The sequence below is a fragment of the Methylobacterium sp. yr668 genome (assembly GCF_900116245.1).
GTDB lineage: Bacteria > Pseudomonadota > Alphaproteobacteria > Rhizobiales > Beijerinckiaceae > Methylobacterium.
In genome coordinates this window covers 106,915-124,855 of the sequence record NZ_FOZY01000017.1, presented here as the reverse complement: position 1 = coordinate 124,855, position 17,941 = coordinate 106,915, and the positions used below count along the sequence as shown (strand labels likewise).

Here is a 17,941-nt window from a genome sequence, read left to right as displayed (position 1 = left end):
CGACAGGCTGACGATGTTGCCCGCCACCGCCTCCGCCTGCTCGCGGATCGCGTCCATGGCCTTGGCGGTGTCGGACACCGCGCGCAGCCCCTGGCGCGAGGTCTGGGCGGTGGCCTGGGCGGTGGCGATCACCTCGGTGGCGCGCTTGGAGATCTGCGCCCCCGAATGGGTGATCTCGTCCACCGTGGCGGCCGTCTCCTGCACGGCGGCGAACTGCTGCTCGACCGAGGCGGCCTGTTCCTGCGCCGAGGCGCGGATCTCGGCCGCGGCCGCGTTCAGGTCCGCCGTCGCCGCCCGGTTCGTCCGCGCCAAGTCCGACAGACCCGAGACCATCGTGTTCAGCGTCGTGCTCAGACGGCCGATCTCGTCGCGCCCGCCGGCCGCCAGCTGGCCGGACAGGTCACCCTCGCCGACGCGGCCGACGAAGGCCATGACCGTCTCGAGCGGCCGCACCACCGCGCGGCTGATCAGCCACGTGATCAGGACCGCCAGCAGCACCGCGGCGGCCAGGGTCAGGTAGATCGAGAGGCGCGAGCGCTCGTAGACCTCCTGCGCGGCGCGCTGGCCCAGCGCCATGCCGCCGTCGAGCTGCGAGCGGAGGTTCTTGATCCCCTCGAGGAAGGGTGCCTGCAGCCGCGCGATCTCCGCGTTGCGGGCCTCGACCGCCGCGACGTCCTGCTGGGCGATGGCGGCGAACTGCGCCTCGCCCTGCGCCCTGACCTCGCGGAACGAGCCCTGGACCGCGGTCGCCGCCGCGGCGATGCGGTCCCAGGCCGCGACGCGCTCGGCGGATACGACCTGCGTCCGGTACTGGGTGGCGAGCTGGATCGTCGTGGCGAGCCGGTTCTCGACCTGGGCCGCGGTCTGGCGCCAGGTCGCCAGGGTGTCGCCGGCCTGGGTCGCGCGCCCCTGGGCCTGCATCAGCATCGTGATTACGGCCGTGCGGCGCAGGAGACCGAGGTCGCGCGCGTCGTTCCCGAGATCGTCGAGCTGGCGCAGGATCGTCATGTCCCGCCGGACGATCGCGTCGGTCGTGTCGCGCACGGCGCCGATCTGCTCCAGGGCGTAGAGGCCGAGCGCCACCACCACCACCGTGATGGCGAAGAAGCCGAGGAGGATGCGTTTTCCGATCGAGAGCGACACGGGCGGGGATGGCTCCGGTTGGGGCAGGCGGCCCGGTCAGGGCAGCGCGCGGCGCAGGAGGCGGGGGAGGTCGATGACGACGAAGTCGGGACGGCCGTCGCCCGCCGCCCCGGAGGCCGGGGCATAGACCGAGGCGGCCTCGTTGCCCAAGCGGTCGGGATCGGCCGCCCCGGCGCCGGCCGCGGCGACCGCGCCAGGGGCCCGGGCGATGCCCAGGACCCGGTCCACAGCGAGGGCGAGGGGCTGGGGGTGGACGCCGCGCAGCACGATCATGTGGCCCGCCGCCGCGTCGGCGTCGGACGCGGGATCCGGCCTGCCGAGGGCCCGGGCGAGGCTGAGCACGCCGACGATCCGCCCGGACAGGGCGACGAGACCGTCCAGCGCCGGCACCGCCCCGGGCATCGGCGTGGCGGGGCGCGACGGCAGGACCTGGGCGACGGCCGCCAGCGGCACGCCGTAGCGCTCGCCGCCGCAGGCGCAGACGAGGTGATCGACGCCCGAATCGGTCGCGGCCGCCGCGGCACCGCGCCGGGCGAGGGCGGCGGCGCGCTCGGCGCGCAGGTCCCGCTCCGGCCGCGGACGGCCGCCCTGTGCACTCGGGCCTGCGCCCATCAGGACCTCCTGCTGCCGGCGCCGCCGAGCGCGGCGCGGGCTGCGGCCGCGCTAGCCGCGATCTCGCCCGCGGAGGCGCCGTCGCCCTCGGGCAGCGCCGTGTCCGGCCCGAGGGCTTGACTCAAGGCGACGGCGTTGTCGAGGGCGCGGAGCGCCTCGTGCGGCCGTCGCAGCGCGATCAGCAGCAGGCCGAGGTGGTAGTGGGCCATCACGAAACCGCGGTCGAGGTAGAGCGCGGCCCGCAGCGCCCGCTCGGCCTCGGCGTCGCGTCCGAGGGTGCGGGCCAGGAGGCCCTCGTAGAAGCGCAGGGCGGTGTCGGTCGGATCGCGGTCGAGGGCGCCCCGCAGCGCCCGCCAGGCCGCTCCGGTCTCGCCGGAATCGGCCAGCGCGCGGATCCGGTCGAGGTCGACGGCGTCCTCCTCTTCCGGCCGGTCCTCCCGGGTCTCGGGCGCTGCGGGAGCCGGACCGGTGCCGGGTGCGGCGACCGGGTCCGGGGAGGGAACCGCCGCGGCGTCGGCCTCTGCGGCCCCGGACTGGCCCGGGCCAGGATCCGCCGGGGGCGGCTCCGTCGCCTGTCGCGCCGGAGGGACGGGGTCCGGCGCGGGCGCACCGGACAGGTCGACCGATGGCGCGACCGGCGGCGCTTCGGCGCGCGGTCGGTAGGCCACGGTCCCCGGCAGGCTGACGGCGTCGAGGAAGCTCGCGAAGGCGGGACTCGGCTCGGCGTGGCCGAGGAGCAGCCAGCCCTCCGGCCGCAACCTTCGGCCAAGCCCGCGCACCACCGCGGCGACCGTCCGGGCATCGAAGTAGATCAGCACGTTCCGGCAGAGGATCAGGTCGAAGGGCTCGCCCTGCGGCGGCCCCGGCTCGACGAGGCTCAGCAGGTTGCCGCGCTCGAACCGGACCGGCCCGCGGTATTCGTGCCGGAGGGCGTAGCCGCCCTCGCGCCGGATGCCCGGCGCGGGCGGCAGCCGGGTGAAGTAGCGGAGCCGGTCCTCCGGCGGCATGGTCCGGAGCGCCCAGCGGCCGTACTCGGCGGCGCGGGCCGTGGCGAGCGCCTCGACGCTGATGTCAGTGCCGAGGATCGCCACCCGCCACTCGGGCAGGGCGTCGCCGAGCAGCTCGTGCACCAGGATCGCCAGGGAATAGGCCTCGGCCCCGGTGGAGCAGCCCGCGCTCCAGATCCGGAGGACGCGCTCGGACGCCCGTGCCGCGATCAGCGCCGGCAGGATCGTCGCGCGCAGCGCGCTGAACTGCTCGGCGTAGCGGAAGAAGAACGTCTCGCCGACGGTGATCTCGGCCTCCAGCCGGGCCCATTCCGCCTCGCCCTCCGCGCCGCTCGACAGGAGGGCCGCGTAGGCGGCACAGTCGGCCACGGCGGCGGCGCGGAACCGGCGGTGCAGCCGCTCGATCAGCAGCTCGTCCTTGTCGGCGTAGTAGTGGTGGCCGGTGCGCGCGATGATCCGCGCCTTGAGCGGCGCGTAGGCGGGATCGGCTCCCAGGTCGGGACGGGGATTCCCCGGTCGGGCCATCGCGCGGTCAGACGGCGTGCGGCAGCGCGGCGAGACGTTCGGCGGCCGCCCGGGCCAGGGCGTCGACGCGGGCCCGTTCCTGCACGGTCAGGAGGCGCTCCGGCGCCAGAGCGTGGACGAGGCGCTCGCCGAGGACGAGCTCGGCCGCGACGCAGCCGTTGAGCGTGTCGGCCGCCTCGGCCGGCCGGACCGCGGAATCCGGGACGGTCGCGAGGTCGGCCACGCGATCGACGAGGTACGCGACGGCCTCGCCCTGCATCAGCGCGAGATGGGCGTAGAGTCCGGGCGTCGCGCCGGCCGGGCGCAGGCCGAGCAGCGCCGCGAGGTCGACGACCGGGACCGGCGTGCCGCCGAGATTGAGGAAGCCGGTGAGCCAGCTGCCGGAGGCGGGCGGCGCGTGCAGGTCCGGCAGCGGCAGAATCTCGGCGACCGCGCCACGGGGCAGGGCGCAGGCCGCACCGGCGACGTCCAGCAGGAGATAGGCCGAACCGCTGCTGGCCACCGCCACCCGCTCCCCTGTTGCTCGGTCGCGGCCGGGCCGGGACGGGTCGCGACATAGGCCGAGTTAACGCTGCCGGCAATTGTGCGCCGCACCGGCACGATGACGCGGAACCAAGTCTCGTCTGAGCCGCTTATTTTCCGACGCAGCGGCAACGCGCCTGACGAGGCGCGTGCTTTGCCTGCGCCGGTCTACGCCAGGGATTGACGATGAGGAAACTTCTGTTGGCCGCCGCGTCGCTGACGCTCCTCGCGGGCTCCGCCTACGCCCAGGGCAACTCGCCCTACAACGCCTCGGGCGCGCAGGCCGGCGGCCCGCGCGGCGGCCTGGAGCGCGCCGGCGAGGCGGCCGCGATGGAGCAGGGTGCCGCTCCAGCCGCGCGTCCGACGATGCGCAAGCGCATGAAGCACAAGCGCATGAAGCATCATCGCCGGATGCGCCACCACATGTGAGTGGCGAACACCGGGACGCGCCGCAGGCGTCGTCCGGGTGGCTCGGCCTGTCGCACCCGCGGCAGGCCTTTTTTATGCCCGGTCGCAGGCGAAGTGCCGGTCGTGCGGGCCTGAAGCATAGTGCAGTCCGGTCGACGCGTGGCGTCCGACTGTTGCCGGCCGGCGCGGCGCGGTCCAGAGTTGTGCGAAAGCCGCGACGCCCGAACATGTTCGCAAACGAACATCGTCCGGCAATCAGTACAGCGGTGCGACGGCCTCACGAAGGCGAGGGAGTATCGATGTCACGACCGCTCGACCGGAGATCCGACGACAGGATCGAGGCGACCGGTGTCGAGGGGCGGCGCAGCGCGATCGTCGCCTCGGTCCGCCAGCGCGGCTTCGTGACGATCGAGGCCCTGGCGGCACAGTTCGGCGTCACCGTCCAGACGATCCGGCGCGACCTCAACGAGCTGAGCGCCGAGGGGCGGCTGGAGCGCTACCGCGGCGGCGGCGGCCTGCCCTCCAGCGTCGAGAACATCGATTACGCCGACCGGCGGGTGACCCTGCTGCCGGAGAAGAGCCGGATCGGCCGCCTCGCGGCGAGCCGTATCCCGTCGCACTGCTCGGTCTTCATCAACATCGGCACGACACCGGAGGCCGTCGCCCGCGAGCTGACCCGACACGACGATCTCAGCATCATCACCAACAACCTCAACGTGGCGATCTCGCTCGCCGAGACGACCGAGTTCTGCATCGTCGTGGCGGGCGGCACCGTGCGGAACCGCGACGGCGCGGTGCTGGGTCAGCTCACCTGCGACACGCTCAGCCAGTTCCGGGTCGACGTGGCGGTGATCGGCATCAGCGGCATCGACGGCGACGGGGCGCTCCTCGACTACGATTACGAGGAGGTGCGGGCGACCCAGACCATCCTGGCCCATGCCCGGAAAACCTTCCTGGTGGCCGACCACACCAAGTTCACGCGGCGACCCATGGTCCAGGTCGGCCGCCTGGAGCAGGTCGACACCTTCTTCACCGACCGGGCGCCACCGGCCGAGATCGTCGCGCTCATGGAGCGACTGGGCGTCAACCTGGCGGTCGCCGACAGCGCGGACGAACCGTAACGAACATCGATTTTTCGCTTGCGAAAGCCGACCGCCGCGTCAATATAGTGCCGAAACGCCACCAAGGCGGCCCAGGAGGAACCATGGCGGCTGCACCGCGACAGCGCGAGCCGTCCGACGCCTACGATCTCCTGATCATCGGCGGCGGCATCAACGGCACGGGCATCGCCCGGGACGCGGCCGACCGGGGTCTGTCGGTCCTGCTGGCCGAGCGCGGCGATCTGGCCGGCTTCACCTCCTCGTCGTCGACGAAGCTGATCCACGGCGGCCTGCGCTACCTCGAATACTACGAGTTCCGCCTCGTGCGTGAGGCGCTCGCCGAGCGCGAGCGGCTGCTGCGGCTCGCCCCGCACGTGATCTGGCCCCTGCGCTTCGTCCTGCCCCACGACGAGGGCCTGCGCCCGGCCTGGATGCTGCGGCTCGGCCTGTTCCTCTACGATCACCTCGCGCGGCTGCGAACGCTCCCGGGCTCGCACGGGGTCGACCTGCGCAGCTCCGCCTATGGGGCGCCGCTGCAGCGGCGCCTGACGCGCGGCTTCGTCTATTCCGACTGCTGGGTCGAGGACAGCCGCCTCGTGGTGCTCAACGCCATGGACGCCCGCGAGCGCGGCGCCACGGTGATGACCCGCACCGGCGTCGTCTCGGCCCGGCGCGAGGGTGACGGCTGGGTCGCGACGCTGCGCGACGAGCGCGGCGGCACCGAGCGGACGGTCCACGCGAAGGCCGTCGTCAACGCCGCCGGCCCGTGGGTCAGCGAGACGCTCGGCGGCACGCTCGGCATCAACAGCCGCGCGGCGGTGCGGCTGATCAAGGGCAGCCACATCGTGGTCAAGCGCCTGTTCGCGGGCGATCAGGCCTACATCCTGCAGCAGCCCGACAAGCGCATCATCTTCGCGATCCCCTACGAGCGCGACTTCACGCTCATCGGCACCACCGACGTCCCCTACGAGGGCGAGCCCGGCCCGGTCTCGATCTCCGAGAGCGAGACCGACTACCTCTGCGGCTGCATCAACCGCTCCTTCGACACGACGATCACCCCGGCCGACGTGGTCTGGAGCTACTCGGGCGTGCGCCCGCTCTACGACGACGCGGCCGAGAACGCGTCGGCCGTGACCCGCGACTACGTCCTCGACGTGGAGGACCAGGGCGGGGCGGCTGCGGTGCTGTCGGTCTTCGGCGGCAAGATCACGACCTACCGGCGGCTCGCCGAGCACGCGCTCGAGAAGCTGAAGCCCTACTTCCCGCACCTCGGGAAGTCCTGGACCGGCGACGCGGTCCTGCCGGGCGGCGCCATGAAGGACGCCGACTTCGACCAGTTCCTCGCCAAGCTGCGGGCCGAGACGCCGTTCCTGCCGGAGGAGACCGCCCGCCGCCTCGCCCGCGCTTACGGCACCCGGGCCCGGGACATCGTCGGGACGGCGCAGTCCCTGGCGGATCTCGGCGAGGCTTTCGACGGGGGCCTCACGGCGGCCGAGGTCGACTACCTGCGCACTGAGGAGTGGGCGGTCACCGCCGACGACATCCTGTGGCGGCGCTCCAAGCTCGGCCTGCGCACCGGCGCGGAGAGCGCCGCGCGCCTCGCCGCCTACCTCGACCGCAGGGCCGAGGCCGCCTGACGCTTTCGAACCCGATCCGGCGACAGACCGGTCGGGCCATCTAGGGGAGGGAACGATGAGCCGTTACGTCGGGGCCATCGACCAGGGCACAACCAGCAGCCGCTTCATCGTGTTCGACCGGGAGGGCAGCGTGATCGCGCTCGCCCAGGCCGAGCACGCGCAGATCTACCCGGCTCCCGGCCACGTCGAGCACGACGCCACCGAGATCTGGACGAAGACCCAGAGCGTGATGCGCGAGGCCCTGGAGAAGGGCGGGCTCCAGCCCTCCGACCTCGCGGCAGTCGGCATCACCAACCAGCGCGAGACCACGCTGATCTGGGACCGGACGACCGGCAAGCCCCTGCACAACGCCCTGGTCTGGCAGGACACCCGCAACGACCGGCTGGTGGGCGAGTTCGCCCGCGACGGCGGCCGCGACCGGTTCCGCGATCTCACCGGCCTGCCGCTGGCGAGCTACTTCTCCGGCCTCAAGCTGCGCTGGCTGCTCGACCACGTCGAGGGCGCCCGGCAGAAGGCCGAGGCCGGGGACGTGCTGTTCGGCAACATCGACACGTGGCTCGTCTGGAACCTGACCGGCGGCACCGAGGGCGGCCTCCACGTCACCGACGTGACCAACGCCAGCCGCACGCAGCTCATGTCGCTGAAGACCCTCGACTGGGACGAGGGCATGCTGACGACCTTCGGCATCCCGAAGGCGATGCTGCCGAAGATCGTCTCGTCGAGCGAGGTCTACGGCGAGACCAAGGCACCGTTCGCGGGCGTTCCGATCGCCGGCATCCTGGGCGACCAGCAGGCGGCCCTGTTCGGCCAGACCTGCTTCGCGCCGGGCGAGGCCAAGAACACCTACGGCACCGGCTGCTTCGCGCTGATGAACACCGGCGAGGAGCCGGTCCCGTCGAAGGCCGGCCTCGTCACCACGCTGGCCTACCGCCTCGATGGCCAGAAGCCGGCCTACGCGCTCGAAGGCTCGATCGCCATCACGGGCGCCCTGGTGCAGTGGCTGCGCGACAACCTGCACATGATCAAGGATTCCGCCGAGGTCGAGACGCTCGCCACGACGGTCGAGGACAACGGCGGCGTCTACTTCGTGCCGGCCTTCTCGGGCCTCTACGCGCCGCACTGGAACGAGGGCGCCCGCGGCCTGATCATCGGCCTGACCCGCTACGTCAACCGCGGCCACATCGCCCGCTCGGTGCTGGAGGCGACCGCCTTCCAGACCCGCGAGGTGCTGCAGGCCATGGCCAAGGATTCCGGCATCCCCGTCAAGGAGTTGCGGGCCGACGGCGGCATGGTCGCCAACAACACCCTGATGCAGTTCCAGTCCGACCTGCTCGACGTGCCGGTGGTGCGCCCGAAGGTGGCCGAGACCACGGCGCTCGGCGCCGCCTACGCGGCGGGTCTCGCGGTCGGCTACTGGAAGGGCCTCGACGACCTCAAGCGCAACTGGGGCGTCGACAAGCGCTGGACGCCGAAGATGGATGCCGGCCAGCGCGAGAAGATCGCCGCCGCCTGGAGCCGGGCGGTGCAGCGCTCCTTCGACTGGAAGACCGACGAGGATTGAGACGGGCTCGGGGCGCACACGCCCCGCGCAGTCCCACTCGCGCCCGCATCCGGAGCCGCTGCGCGGCGGCCTCGAAGAAGGGCTCCAGATCGCCGCGGGATCCCCGGAGGCCTTCGAAGAGGCCTCCGGGGCGCTCCGGTACCGCAGGAGAGGGCGCCGCCCCGGATCTGCGTGACCATTCGGTGACCGCCACCGGCGTTCACGCGCTCGCCAAAGCTTTGAACTTTCACAAAAAGCAGCGAACGGGGGAGACGAGACGATGACATCACCCTTCCTGGGCGAATTCCTGGGCACGATGACCCTGATCGTGCTCGGCGACGGCGTCGTGGCCGGCGCCCTGCTCAAGCATTCCAAGGGCGAGAATGCCGGCTGGATCGCCATCACGGCGGGCTGGGCCTTCGCGGTCCTCGCGGGCGTCTTCGTGGCCAACGCCACCGGCAGCGCCGACGCCCATATCAACCCGGCCGTGACCGTGGCGGGCGCGGTCAGTTCCGGCGATTTCAGCAAGATCCCCGTCTACATCCCGGCCCAGATGCTCGGCGCCTTCGTGGGCGCCGTGCTGGTCTGGCTCCACTACCTGCCGCACTGGGGCGCGACCCAGGATCCCGGCCTCAAGCTCGCCTGCTTCTGCACCGGCCCGGCGATCCGCGACGCGAAGGCCAACTGGATCTCCGAGATCATCGCGACCTTCTTCCTGATCCTGACGATCTCCGCCCTCGTGACCACCACCCTGGGCTCGGCCGGCGCGATCCCGCGGGCCGTCGCGCCCTACATGGTCGGCATGCTGGTCTGGGGCATCGGCCTTTCGCTCGGCGGCACCACCGGCTACGCCATCAATCCGGCCCGCGACCTCGGGCCGCGCGTCGCCCACGCGGTGCTGCCGATCGCCGGCAAGGGCAGCTCCGACTGGGGTTACGCGCTGATCCCGGTGGCCGCGCCCCTGGTCGGGGCGGTGCTGGCCGGGCTCTTCGTCCGGGCGCTGGGGATCTGACGGAACGGCCGCACCCTCAACCACCGCGGGGCGGCCCGGCGTCGCGGCGGTTTGCGGCGCGCGGCCTTGGGCCTTAAGTCAGGGCGATCCCGACCGCGCCCCTGGGGCGCTTGCCCGCGGTGTGCCCCCGACCCATGGCCGTCGTCCTCGACACTCTGAAGAACGATCCGCGGCCGGTCCGCCTGCGCCACCCGGAGAAGGCGCACCGGCCCGACCAGCCCGTCCAGGCCAAGAAGCCGGACTGGATCCGCGTGAAGGCGCCCGGCTCCAGGGCCTGGTCCGAGACGCAGAAGATCGTGCGCGAGCACGGGCTGGTTACGGTCTGCGAGGAGGCGGGCTGCCCGAATATCGGCGAGTGCTGGGAGAAGCGGCACGCCACCTTCATGATCATGGGCGACACCTGCACGCGGGCCTGCGCCTTCTGCAACGTGCGCACCGGCCTGCCCGACGCCCTCGACCTGGGCGAGCCGGACAAGATCGCCGATTCGGTGGCCAAGCTCGGCCTGCACCACGTGGTCATCACCTCGGTGGACCGGGACGACCTGAAGGACGGCGGCGCCGAGCACTTCGCCCGGACCATCGCGGCCATCCGGCTCGCGAGTCCCGGCACGACCGTCGAGATCCTGACGCCCGACTTCCTGCGCAAGGACGGGGCGCTGGAGGTCGTGGTCGCCGCCAAGCCCGACGTGTTCAATCACAACCTGGAGACGGTGCCGGCCAAGTACCTGACGGTGCGGCCGGGTGCCCGCTACTTCCACTCGGTGCGCCTGCTGCAGCGGGTGAAGGAGCTCGACCCGACGATCTTCACCAAGTCCGGCATCATGGTCGGGCTCGGCGAGGAGCGGAACGAGGTGCTCCAGCTCATGGACGACCTGCGCTCGGCCGACGTCGACTTCCTCACCGTCGGACAGTACCTGCAGCCGTCGAAGAAGCACCACGAGGTCGTGCGCTTCGTCCCCCCCGACGAGTTCAAGGCCTACGAGACCACCGCCTACGCCAAGGGTTTCCTGCTGGTCTCGGCCACGCCGCTCACGCGCTCGTCGCACCATGCCGGCGAGGATTTCGCGCGTTTGCAGGCGGCGCGTCTGGCCAAACTGTCGCCCGCGCTCTCGGCCTGAGGATATCCGAAGACCATGCCGTCCTTCCGGGTCACCCGCGCGGTGAAGCACACGCCGCAGCAGATGTACGACCTCGTCGCCGACGTGGAGCGCTACCCCGAGTTCCTGCCGCTCTGCGAATCCCTGCGGGTGATCCGCCGGCAGGACATGCCCGAGGGCGGGCAGGTGCTGATCGCCGAGATGGGCGTGGGCTACAAGGCGATCCGTGAGCGCTTCACCACCCGGGTCACCCTCGATCCGGCGAGTCTCAAGATCGTCGCCGAGTACATCGACGGCCCGTTCCGGCACTTGGAGAACCGCTGGCTGTTCAAGGACGGCCCCGACGGCGGCTGCAACGTCGACTTCTTCATCACCTACGAGTTCAAGAGCCGCACCCTGGGTCTCCTCATGGGCACGATGTTCGACCGCGCCTTCCGCAAGTTCACCGACGCCTTCGAGGGGCGGGCGAACCGGATGTACGGGGCGCGGGCTTAGCCGCCGTCCTCGCGCGCGCCGTGAAGCGACCCAGGGAAATGGGACGCCTCCGAATGTGGCGTTGCCCTGGATTGCTTCGCTGCGCTCGCAAAGACGGTGCGCAGGGATGGCGTCAGGCCCGCAGCGACACGCGCACATGCTCGGGCCGCACATCCATCCCGATCCTCCGCGCCGGCAGGACCTGAAGCCGCGGCAGGGCGTCGAGGAGGCGCAGGGCGAGCGGCGCCCGGAGCGGCACGTCGGCCGCCAGCGACGCGGCGATCACGCGGGACTGCATGGGGGAGGGCGCGGAAGCGCTCGGTGAAGCCCGGCTCGTCCATCGGCCGGAGGGGTGGATGGTCTCGCCGCGGAAGTCGCGCAGGAAGTCCGCGTGCGTCTCCAGAACGGTGACGGCGAGGCTCGCGCGGACGAAGAGCAGGCCGGCCATCGTCCCGGCGGGGCCCCCGCCGACGAGGCAGAGGCGGGTCGTCACCGTACCCGTGGGCCGTCCTTCCCGTGCCGCGATCAGTCGCCGAGGGCGTCCTCCAACAGACCGAGCGCGTCGGCCACGGCGGCGCGGCGGATGCCCGCGCGCCCGAGATCGCCGTAGCGCCGCTCCAGGTGGCGCGTCTCGCCATCTCGCCGACTGAGGCCGAAATGCACCAGCCCCACCGGCTTCTCGGCGCTCCCGCCCCCCGGGCCGGCGATGCCGGTGATCGCGACAGCGACGGAGGCCCGCGACGCGGCCAGCGCCCCGGCGGCCATCGCCCGCGCCACGGGCTCGCTGACCGCGCCGTGCCGGCGGATCAGGTCGATGGGCACACCGATCGCCTCGGCCTTCGCGTCGTTCGAGTAGGTGACGAAGCCGCGCTCCAGGACGGCCGACGAGCCCGGCACCGCGGTGAGCAGCCCGGCCACGAGGCCGCCCGTGCAGGATTCGGCGGTGGCGACGGTGCGCCCGTCCGCCGCGTAGGCGTTAACCAGCGCCTCGGCCCGGGCGAGAAGCTCTGCGTCGTCGACCATCGCGAACGGGCTCCCCTCGGGCGCCGCCGCCCTATCTCCTGTTGTGACCCATGGCCGAGCCCGGCTCAAGGACCGGCGGCCGCCGACTGGAGACAGCCCTTCCATGATCTTCCCCGCGACCACGGCCTTCTACGCCGGGCTGCTCGCCCTCGTGTATCTTGGCCTCTCGGGATGGGTGATCGGGGCCCGCGTCTCCGGGAACGTGCTGCTCGGCGACGGCGGCGACGACACGGTCCTCAGGCGCGTGCGCTCGCACGCCAATTTCGCGGAATACGTGCCGCTGGCCCTGATCGTCATCGGCCTGCTGGAGGCGAGCGGCGGCAGCCACGGGCTCGTCCGGGCGCTGCTGGTCGCCCTGCTGGTCGCCCGGATCCTGCACCCGATCGGGATGTTCGCGCCCCCGAACTCGCCGCGCCAGTTCGCCTGCCGGGGCGGCGGCATCCTGCTGACGATGGCGGTCCTGGGCGTCGCGGCGATCGCGCTGCTGGTGCGGGTGGCCTGACACCGAGCGCGACGCGCCCGGTCCTGGCCGCCCAGCCCTGGCCGCCCAGCCCTGGCCGCTCAGCCCTGCCGCATCGCCGTCTCGGCCTGCGCGTCGAGGGCGGGGCCGTCCTCCTCGGGCAGCCTGACCGTCGCGGCCGCCTGGGCGGCGAGCCCCTCCGCCCGGCCGACGAAGCCGAGCTTCTCGGTGGTCGTCGCCTTGATGGAGACCGCCGAGAGCGGGACGCCCGCGATGGCGGCGATGCGCGCGCGGATCTCCTCGCGGTGCTTGCCGATGCGGGGAGCCTCGGCGAGCACGGTGATGTCGAGGTGGTCGATGCGGCCGCCGCGGGCACGGACGAGGTCGCAGGCATGGGCCAGGAACTGGTCCGAGGAAGCCCCGCGCCAGCGCTCGTCGGAGGGCGGGAAGTGGGTGCCGATATCGCCGTCCGCGATGGCCCCGAGCAGGGCGTCGGTCAGGGCGTGCAGCGCCACGTCGCCGTCCGAATGGGCGAGCACGCCGCGGTCGGCGGGGATCTTCACCCCGCCCAGCCAGACATGGTCGCCGGTGGTGAAGGCGTGCACGTCGAAGCCGGTGCCGAGGCGGGTCACGTAGGTGGTCATGGCGCGGGCTCCCGGCGCTGGCAATGCGGTGGTCTCGGTCGCGAAGGCCCGGTCCGCCTCGATCAGGTCGGCGGGCTGGGTGATCTTGCGGTTGGCGACGTCGCCCGCGAACACCACCACCGGCAGGCCGGCCCATTCGGCGAGGGCGCCGTCGTCGGTGAAACCGTCGAGGCCCTGCGCGGCGGCGTCCCGGTGGGCGCCGAGCAGCGGGCCGAACACGAAGGCCTGGGGCGTCTGGACCGCGCGCAGTTGCTCCCGCGGCGGGGTCTCGTGCACCCGGCCGATGCCGGGCGCGATGTCGACGACGCGCTTGACCGTGTCGGTGACCGGCACGCCCGGAACGGCCGCCCCGTGGTCGCGGCCGGCCGCGATCGCCCGGGCGATCAAAGCGGAATCCACGTAGGGGCGGGCGGCATCGTGGACGAGCACGATCTCGGGCGCGTCGCCGGCGGCCAGGGCCTCGAGACCGGCGCGCACGGAGAGCTGGCGCGTCGCGCCGCCCTCGACCGGCGGCGTGACCTTGGCGCGGATCGCGGGCGCGAGCTCCTCCAGGCAGTCGCGGAAGAACTCCGCCGCGTCGGCGGCGATCACAGGCTGGATCCGCGCGATCGCGTCGTCCGCCGCGAGCGCCGCCAGGGTGCGGGTGAGGACCGCCTGGCCGCCGACGCGGCGGTACTGCTTGGGGGTGCCGCCGCCGATGCGGATGCCGCGTCCGGCCGCCACCACCACCGCGGCGACGCCGGCTCCCGCGCTGGCGGGTCCGGTGGCTGGCGTGCCGGTGGCGGGCATGGGCAACGAGCTCGTGACGTCCTGAGGGGCGGAATGGCGGCCAGCGCGCGGGCCAGGCGTGCCGCCGTGACCCTGCCGCGGAGGGTGCCCGTCGTTTAAGCGGGGGAGGGCCCGAAATCAACGCGCGGTCCCGCTTGCCAGCGGACCGGCTTTGCCTCATTGTTGTGCAGAATGACGACTGACCAATATTTGAGCGCGCTGCGCCGTGCGGAAGCGACCGCGGAGGGGGCAAACGGGACCGATCCCGCCCCGCTCTGCCTGCTCGCGCCGCTCTCGGGCGTCACCGACCTGCACATGCGCCGCATCGCCCGCCGCTGCGGCGCCGACGCGGTCGTCTCCGAGATGGTGGCGGCCCGGGAACTCGCGCGCGGGTCCGGCGAGGCCGCGATGCGCGCCGAGGGCTCCGGGGTCGACCTGCACGTGGTCCAGCTCGCGGGCTGCGAGGCGGGCCCGATGGCGGAGGCCGCCCGGATCGCGGAGGCCGGGGGCGCCGACGTGATCGACGTGAACATGGGCTGCCCGGCCAAGATCGTGACGGGGATCGCCTCGGGCTCGGCCCTGATGCGCGACCTCGACCACGCCGAGCGCCTGCTCGCCGCGGTCCGGGGCGCGGTGTCGGTCCCGGTGACGGTGAAGATGCGCCTCGGCTGGGACGACGCGAGCCGCAACGCCGCGGATCTCGCCGCCCGGGCCGAGCGGCTGGGCCTGAACGCCGTGACGGTCCACGGGCGCACCCGGCAGCAATTCTACAAGGGCAGCGCCGACTGGTCGGCGATCCGGGCCGTCGTCGCGGCGGTGTCGATCCCGGTGATTGCCAACGGCGACGTGACCGACCTCGCCAGCGCCCGCGCCTGCCTGGACGCCTCCGGCGCCGCGGGCGTCATGATCGGCCGTGCGGCGACCGGCCGCCCCTGGCTGGTCGGCCAAGTCGCCGCGGCGCTCGCGGGCCGGCCGGCCGCGGAGCCGTCCCGGGCCGCGCAGGCCGCCCTGGCCGCGGAACACTACGCGGGGCTGCTGTCGCTCTACGGCCGCGACATGGGCGTGCGCCACGCCCGCAAGCACCTCGCCGCCTATGCCGAGACCGGCGGCGCGCTGGGTCCCGCGGAACGCGCGACCCTCCTCACCACCATCGACCCGGAGATCGCGCTCAACCTGCTGGCCCGGGCCTTCGCGGGCGCGGCGAACCCCGTGCAGGAGGCCGCGTGAGCGACGAGCCCCTCCCGCGCGAACCCGGCACCCGGCGCGACACGGCCGCCGAGGCCGTCCTGAACGCGCTGCCGCTGCCGGTCCTGACCATCGGCGCCGACGAGCAGATTCTCCACTGCAACCACGCCGCGGAGGCGTTCTTCGACTACTCGGCGCGGCTGATGCAGCGCCGGCGCCTGCGCGACATCATCCCGTTCGCCTCGCCGATCATCGCGCTCGTGGCCGAGGTCCGACGGCGCCGCGCGAGCGTCAGCGAGTACCGGGTCGAGCTGACCCAGCCGCGCCTCGGCCTGGAGCGCAGCGTCGACGTGTTCGCGACGCCGCTCGGCGACGACGGCGAGGCCGTGGTGATGATGCTCCAGGAGCGCACCATCGCCGACAAGATGAACCGCCAGCTCACCCATCGCGGCGCGGCGCGCTCGATGGTGGCGCTCGGCGCGATGCTGGCCCACGAGATCAAGAACCCGCTCGCCGGCATCCGCGGCGCGGCGCAGCTCCTCGAGAGCACCGGCGCCGAGGAGGACCGGCTGCTCACCCGCCTGATCTGCGACGAGTCGGACCGGATCGTGCGCATCGTCGAGCGCATGGAGCTGTTCGGCGACGAGCGCCCTTCGGATCGCGGCGCCGTCAACGTCCACGGGGTGCTCGACCAGGTGAAGCGCTCGGCGCAGTCGGGCTTCGCCCGGCACATCCGGTTCATCGAGACCTACGACCCGTCGCTGCCGCCGGTGCTCGGCAACCGCGACCAGTTGATCCAGGTGATCCTGAACCTCGTGAAGAACGCCGCCGAGGCGATCGGCCCGGACGCGGTCGAGGGCGAGATCACCCTGTCGACCGCCTTCCGCACCGGCCTGCGCCTTCAGGTTCCGGGCTCCCGCGAGCGGGTCAGCCTGCCGATCGAGGTGGCGGTGCGCGACAACGGCCCGGGCATCTCGGCCGACCTGCTGCCCGACCTGTTCGACCCGTTCGTCACCACCAAGGCGCAGGGCTCCGGCCTGGGTCTTGCTTTGGTGGCGAAGATCGTCGGCGATCACGGCGGGATCGTCGAGTGCGATCCCGCCCCGCGCCGCACGGCGTTCCGCATCCTTCTGCCGATGTCGAGTGCCCGGGACGGGCGCGAATCGGCGGTCGATCCGTGATGTCGATCCCCGAATCCGGCCCCCCGTCGGAGGTCTGAGTAGAGAGTCATGCCGAACGGCCACATCATCGTCGCCGACGACGACGCCGCCATCCGCACCGTGCTGAACCAAGCGCTGTCCCGGGCGGGCTACGAGGTCCGCTCGACGGGCAACTGCGCCACCCTCTGGCGCTGGGTCGCGCAGGGGGAGGGCGACCTCGTCATCACCGACGTGGTCATGCCCGACGAGAACGTGTTCGACCTGCTGCCGCGCATCAAGCGGGTGCGGCCGGAGCTGCCGATCATCGTCATGAGCGCGCAGAACACCTTCATGACGGCGATCCGCGCCTCGGAGCGCGGCGCCTACGAGTACCTGCCGAAGCCCTTCGACCTGAAGGAGCTGATCGCCATCGTGGGCCGGGCGCTCTCGCGCCCCCGCGGCGCGGCACCGGCCGGGGCGCCCCCCGAGAACGAGGACATCCCGCTGGTCGGCCGCTCGCCGGCCATGCAGGAGATCTACCGGGCGCTCGCCCGGCTGATGCCGACCGACCTCACCGTGATGATCACCGGCGAGTCCGGCACCGGCAAGGAGCTGGTCGCCCGGGCGCTGCACGATTACGGCCGCCGCCGCACCGGCCCGTTCGTGCCGGTCAACATGGCGGCGATCCCGCGCGACCTGATCGAGTCCGAGTTGTTCGGCCACGAGAAGGGCGCCTTCACGGGCGCGCTCCAGCGCTCCGCCGGCCGGTTCGAGCAGGCCGAGGGCGGCACGCTGTTCCTCGACGAGATCGGCGACATGCCCATGGAGGCGCAGACCCGGCTGCTGCGCGTGCTCCAGCAGGGCGAGTACACGACGGTGGGCGGGCGGGTCCCGATCCGCACCAACGTCCGGATCATCGCGGCCACCAACAAGGACCTGCGGGTCTCGATCCAGCAGGGCATCTTCCGCGAGGACCTGTTCTTCCGCCTCAACGTCGTGCCGCTGCGGCTGCCGGCCCTGCGCGAGCGCTCCGAGGACGTGCCGGACCTCGTCCGCCACTTCTTCGTGCTGGTCGAGCGCGAGGGCCTGACCCGGAAGACCCTGGACGGCGACGCCATGGAGCGGCTGAAGCGCTACCGCTGGCCCGGCAACGTCCGCGAGCTCGAGAACCTCGTCCGGCGGCTCGCCGCCCTCTACCCGCAGGAGACGATCACCGGCCCGGTGATCGAGGCCGAGCTCGACACGCTGCCGCTGGCGACACCCGCGGCGCCGGCCGCCAACGGCGCCGCCCGCAAGGCCAACGGCGAGTCGGAGACCCTGTCCAGCGCGGTGGAGCGCCACCTCTCGGACTACTTCTCCGGCTATCGCGACACGCTGCCGCCCCCCGGGCTGTATCACCGGATCCTGCGGGAGATCGAAGGCCCGCTGATCGGCGCCGCGCTCGCCGCCACCCGCGGCAACCAGATCCGGGCCGCGGAGCTGCTCGGCGTCAACCGCAACACCCTGCGCAAGAAGGTCCGCGACCTCGACCTGCAGGTCTTCCGGACGGCGCGGTAGGGCGATCCCAGGGCGATCCGGCCAAGATCCCTCATCACGAGGCGCCCGACGCGCCTCGCGATGAGGTCCGAAACGGGATAAGCGCGCT

General features: G+C 72.7%; 17 protein-coding genes and 1 pseudogene. 11 read left to right on the top strand and 7 right to left on the bottom strand.

Annotated elements, in window-relative coordinates; all coding sequences use genetic code 11:
* The 4 genes from BM419_RS20605 to BM419_RS20590 all read right to left on the bottom strand — a co-directional run.
* Window positions 1-1,143 (bottom strand): methyl-accepting chemotaxis protein (locus tag BM419_RS20605; RefSeq protein ID WP_091927557.1); only part of this gene is annotated, 1,143 nt, incomplete at its 3' end.
* A gap of 36 nt (window positions 1,144-1,179) precedes the next feature.
* Window positions 1,180-1,755, bottom strand: a complete 576-nt coding sequence (locus tag BM419_RS20600; RefSeq protein ID WP_091927556.1) for a chemotaxis protein CheW — start codon at window positions 1,753-1,755, stop codon at window positions 1,180-1,182.
* Entirely contained in the window at window positions 1,755-3,287 is a 1,533-nt protein-coding gene (locus BM419_RS20595; RefSeq protein WP_091927555.1) for a CheR family methyltransferase, read from the bottom strand. Before BM419_RS20595 ends, BM419_RS20600 begins: the two co-directional genes overlap by 1 nt.
* Window positions 3,288-3,294: 7 nt before the next feature.
* Window positions 3,295-3,789 carry a chemotaxis protein CheW gene (locus tag BM419_RS20590; RefSeq protein ID WP_091927560.1) on the bottom strand — a complete coding sequence of 165 codons (495 nt, stop codon included), beginning with the start codon at window positions 3,787-3,789 and terminating at the stop codon, window positions 3,295-3,297.
* A gap of 206 nt (window positions 3,790-3,995) precedes the next feature.
* Here BM419_RS20590 and BM419_RS20585 point away from each other — a divergent pair, with 206 nt between their 5' ends.
* The 7 genes from BM419_RS20585 (at window position 3,996) to BM419_RS20555 (ending at window position 11,098) form a co-directional block, all read left to right on the top strand.
* Window positions 3,996-4,238 carry a hypothetical protein gene (locus BM419_RS20585; RefSeq protein WP_043343441.1) on the top strand — a complete coding sequence of 81 codons (243 nt, stop codon included), beginning with the start codon at window positions 3,996-3,998 and terminating at the stop codon, window positions 4,236-4,238.
* 278 nt (window positions 4,239-4,516) lie between these two features.
* A complete protein-coding gene (locus BM419_RS20580; RefSeq protein WP_091927554.1) occupies window positions 4,517-5,338 on the top strand; it encodes a DeoR/GlpR family DNA-binding transcription regulator in 822 nt (273 codons plus the stop codon).
* Window positions 5,339-5,421: 83 nt separating this feature from the next.
* Window positions 5,422-6,954 carry a glycerol-3-phosphate dehydrogenase gene (gene glpD, locus BM419_RS20575; protein ID WP_091927553.1) on the top strand — a complete coding sequence of 511 codons (1,533 nt, stop codon included), beginning with the start codon at window positions 5,422-5,424 and terminating at the stop codon, window positions 6,952-6,954.
* 55 nt (window positions 6,955-7,009) lie between these two features.
* Entirely contained in the window at window positions 7,010-8,515 is a 1,506-nt protein-coding gene (gene glpK / locus BM419_RS20570) for a glycerol kinase GlpK (RefSeq protein ID WP_091927552.1), read from the top strand.
* A 259-nt stretch (window positions 8,516-8,774) separates the two neighbouring features.
* The gene (locus tag BM419_RS20565) at window positions 8,775-9,506 is read left to right on the top strand and encodes an MIP/aquaporin family protein (RefSeq protein ID WP_020095417.1); all 732 of its coding nucleotides are present in this window, start codon (window positions 8,775-8,777) and stop codon (window positions 9,504-9,506) included.
* Between the two features lie 134 nt (window positions 9,507-9,640).
* A complete protein-coding gene (gene lipA / locus BM419_RS20560) occupies window positions 9,641-10,624 on the top strand; it encodes a lipoyl synthase (RefSeq protein ID WP_020095416.1) in 984 nt (327 codons plus the stop codon).
* 15 nt (window positions 10,625-10,639) lie between these two features.
* On the top strand, window positions 10,640-11,098 hold the full coding sequence (locus BM419_RS20555; RefSeq protein ID WP_020095415.1) for a type II toxin-antitoxin system RatA family toxin: 459 nt from the start codon (window positions 10,640-10,642) through the stop codon (window positions 11,096-11,098).
* A gap of 278 nt (window positions 11,099-11,376) precedes the next feature.
* On the opposite strand, the pseudogene BM419_RS31695 reads toward BM419_RS20555, so the two are convergent.
* Both BM419_RS31695 and BM419_RS20545 read right to left on the bottom strand, forming a co-directional pair.
* Window positions 11,377-11,525: pseudogene (locus BM419_RS31695) on the bottom strand (FAD-dependent oxidoreductase); the annotation flags it as partial.
* Between the two features lie 77 nt (window positions 11,526-11,602).
* On the bottom strand, window positions 11,603-12,100 hold the full coding sequence (locus BM419_RS20545; protein WP_091927550.1) for a CinA family protein: 498 nt from the start codon (window positions 12,098-12,100) through the stop codon (window positions 11,603-11,605).
* A 103-nt stretch (window positions 12,101-12,203) separates the two neighbouring features.
* On the opposite strand from BM419_RS20545, the gene BM419_RS20540 reads away from it, so the two are divergent.
* Complete coding sequence (locus BM419_RS20540; protein ID WP_020095413.1) at window positions 12,204-12,602, top strand: MAPEG family protein; 399 nt, start codon at window positions 12,204-12,206, stop codon at window positions 12,600-12,602.
* Window positions 12,603-12,661: 59 nt separating this feature from the next.
* Here the strand turns inward: BM419_RS20540 and BM419_RS20535 are convergent, their stop codons facing one another.
* A complete protein-coding gene (locus BM419_RS20535) occupies window positions 12,662-13,993 on the bottom strand; it encodes a bifunctional 2-C-methyl-D-erythritol 4-phosphate cytidylyltransferase/2-C-methyl-D-erythritol 2,4-cyclodiphosphate synthase (RefSeq protein ID WP_091927549.1) in 1,332 nt (443 codons plus the stop codon).
* Window positions 13,994-14,164: 171 nt separating this feature from the next.
* On the opposite strand from BM419_RS20535, the gene dusB reads away from it, so the two are divergent.
* From dusB to ntrC, 3 genes are read left to right on the top strand one after another with little or no spacing between them, the layout of a single operon-like run.
* Window positions 14,165-15,199 (top strand): tRNA dihydrouridine synthase DusB, encoded by a 1,035-nt coding sequence (gene dusB, locus BM419_RS20530; protein WP_091927548.1) that lies wholly within the window; start codon window positions 14,165-14,167, stop codon window positions 15,197-15,199.
* A complete protein-coding gene (locus BM419_RS20525; protein ID WP_020095410.1) occupies window positions 15,196-16,338 on the top strand; it encodes a two-component system sensor histidine kinase NtrB in 1,143 nt (380 codons plus the stop codon). The genes dusB and BM419_RS20525 overlap by 4 nt, the downstream gene beginning before the upstream one ends.
* A 48-nt stretch (window positions 16,339-16,386) precedes the next feature.
* Entirely contained in the window at window positions 16,387-17,853 is a 1,467-nt protein-coding gene (gene ntrC / locus BM419_RS20520) for a nitrogen regulation protein NR(I) (RefSeq protein WP_012319142.1), read from the top strand.
* Window positions 17,854-17,941 lie beyond the last annotated feature (88 nt).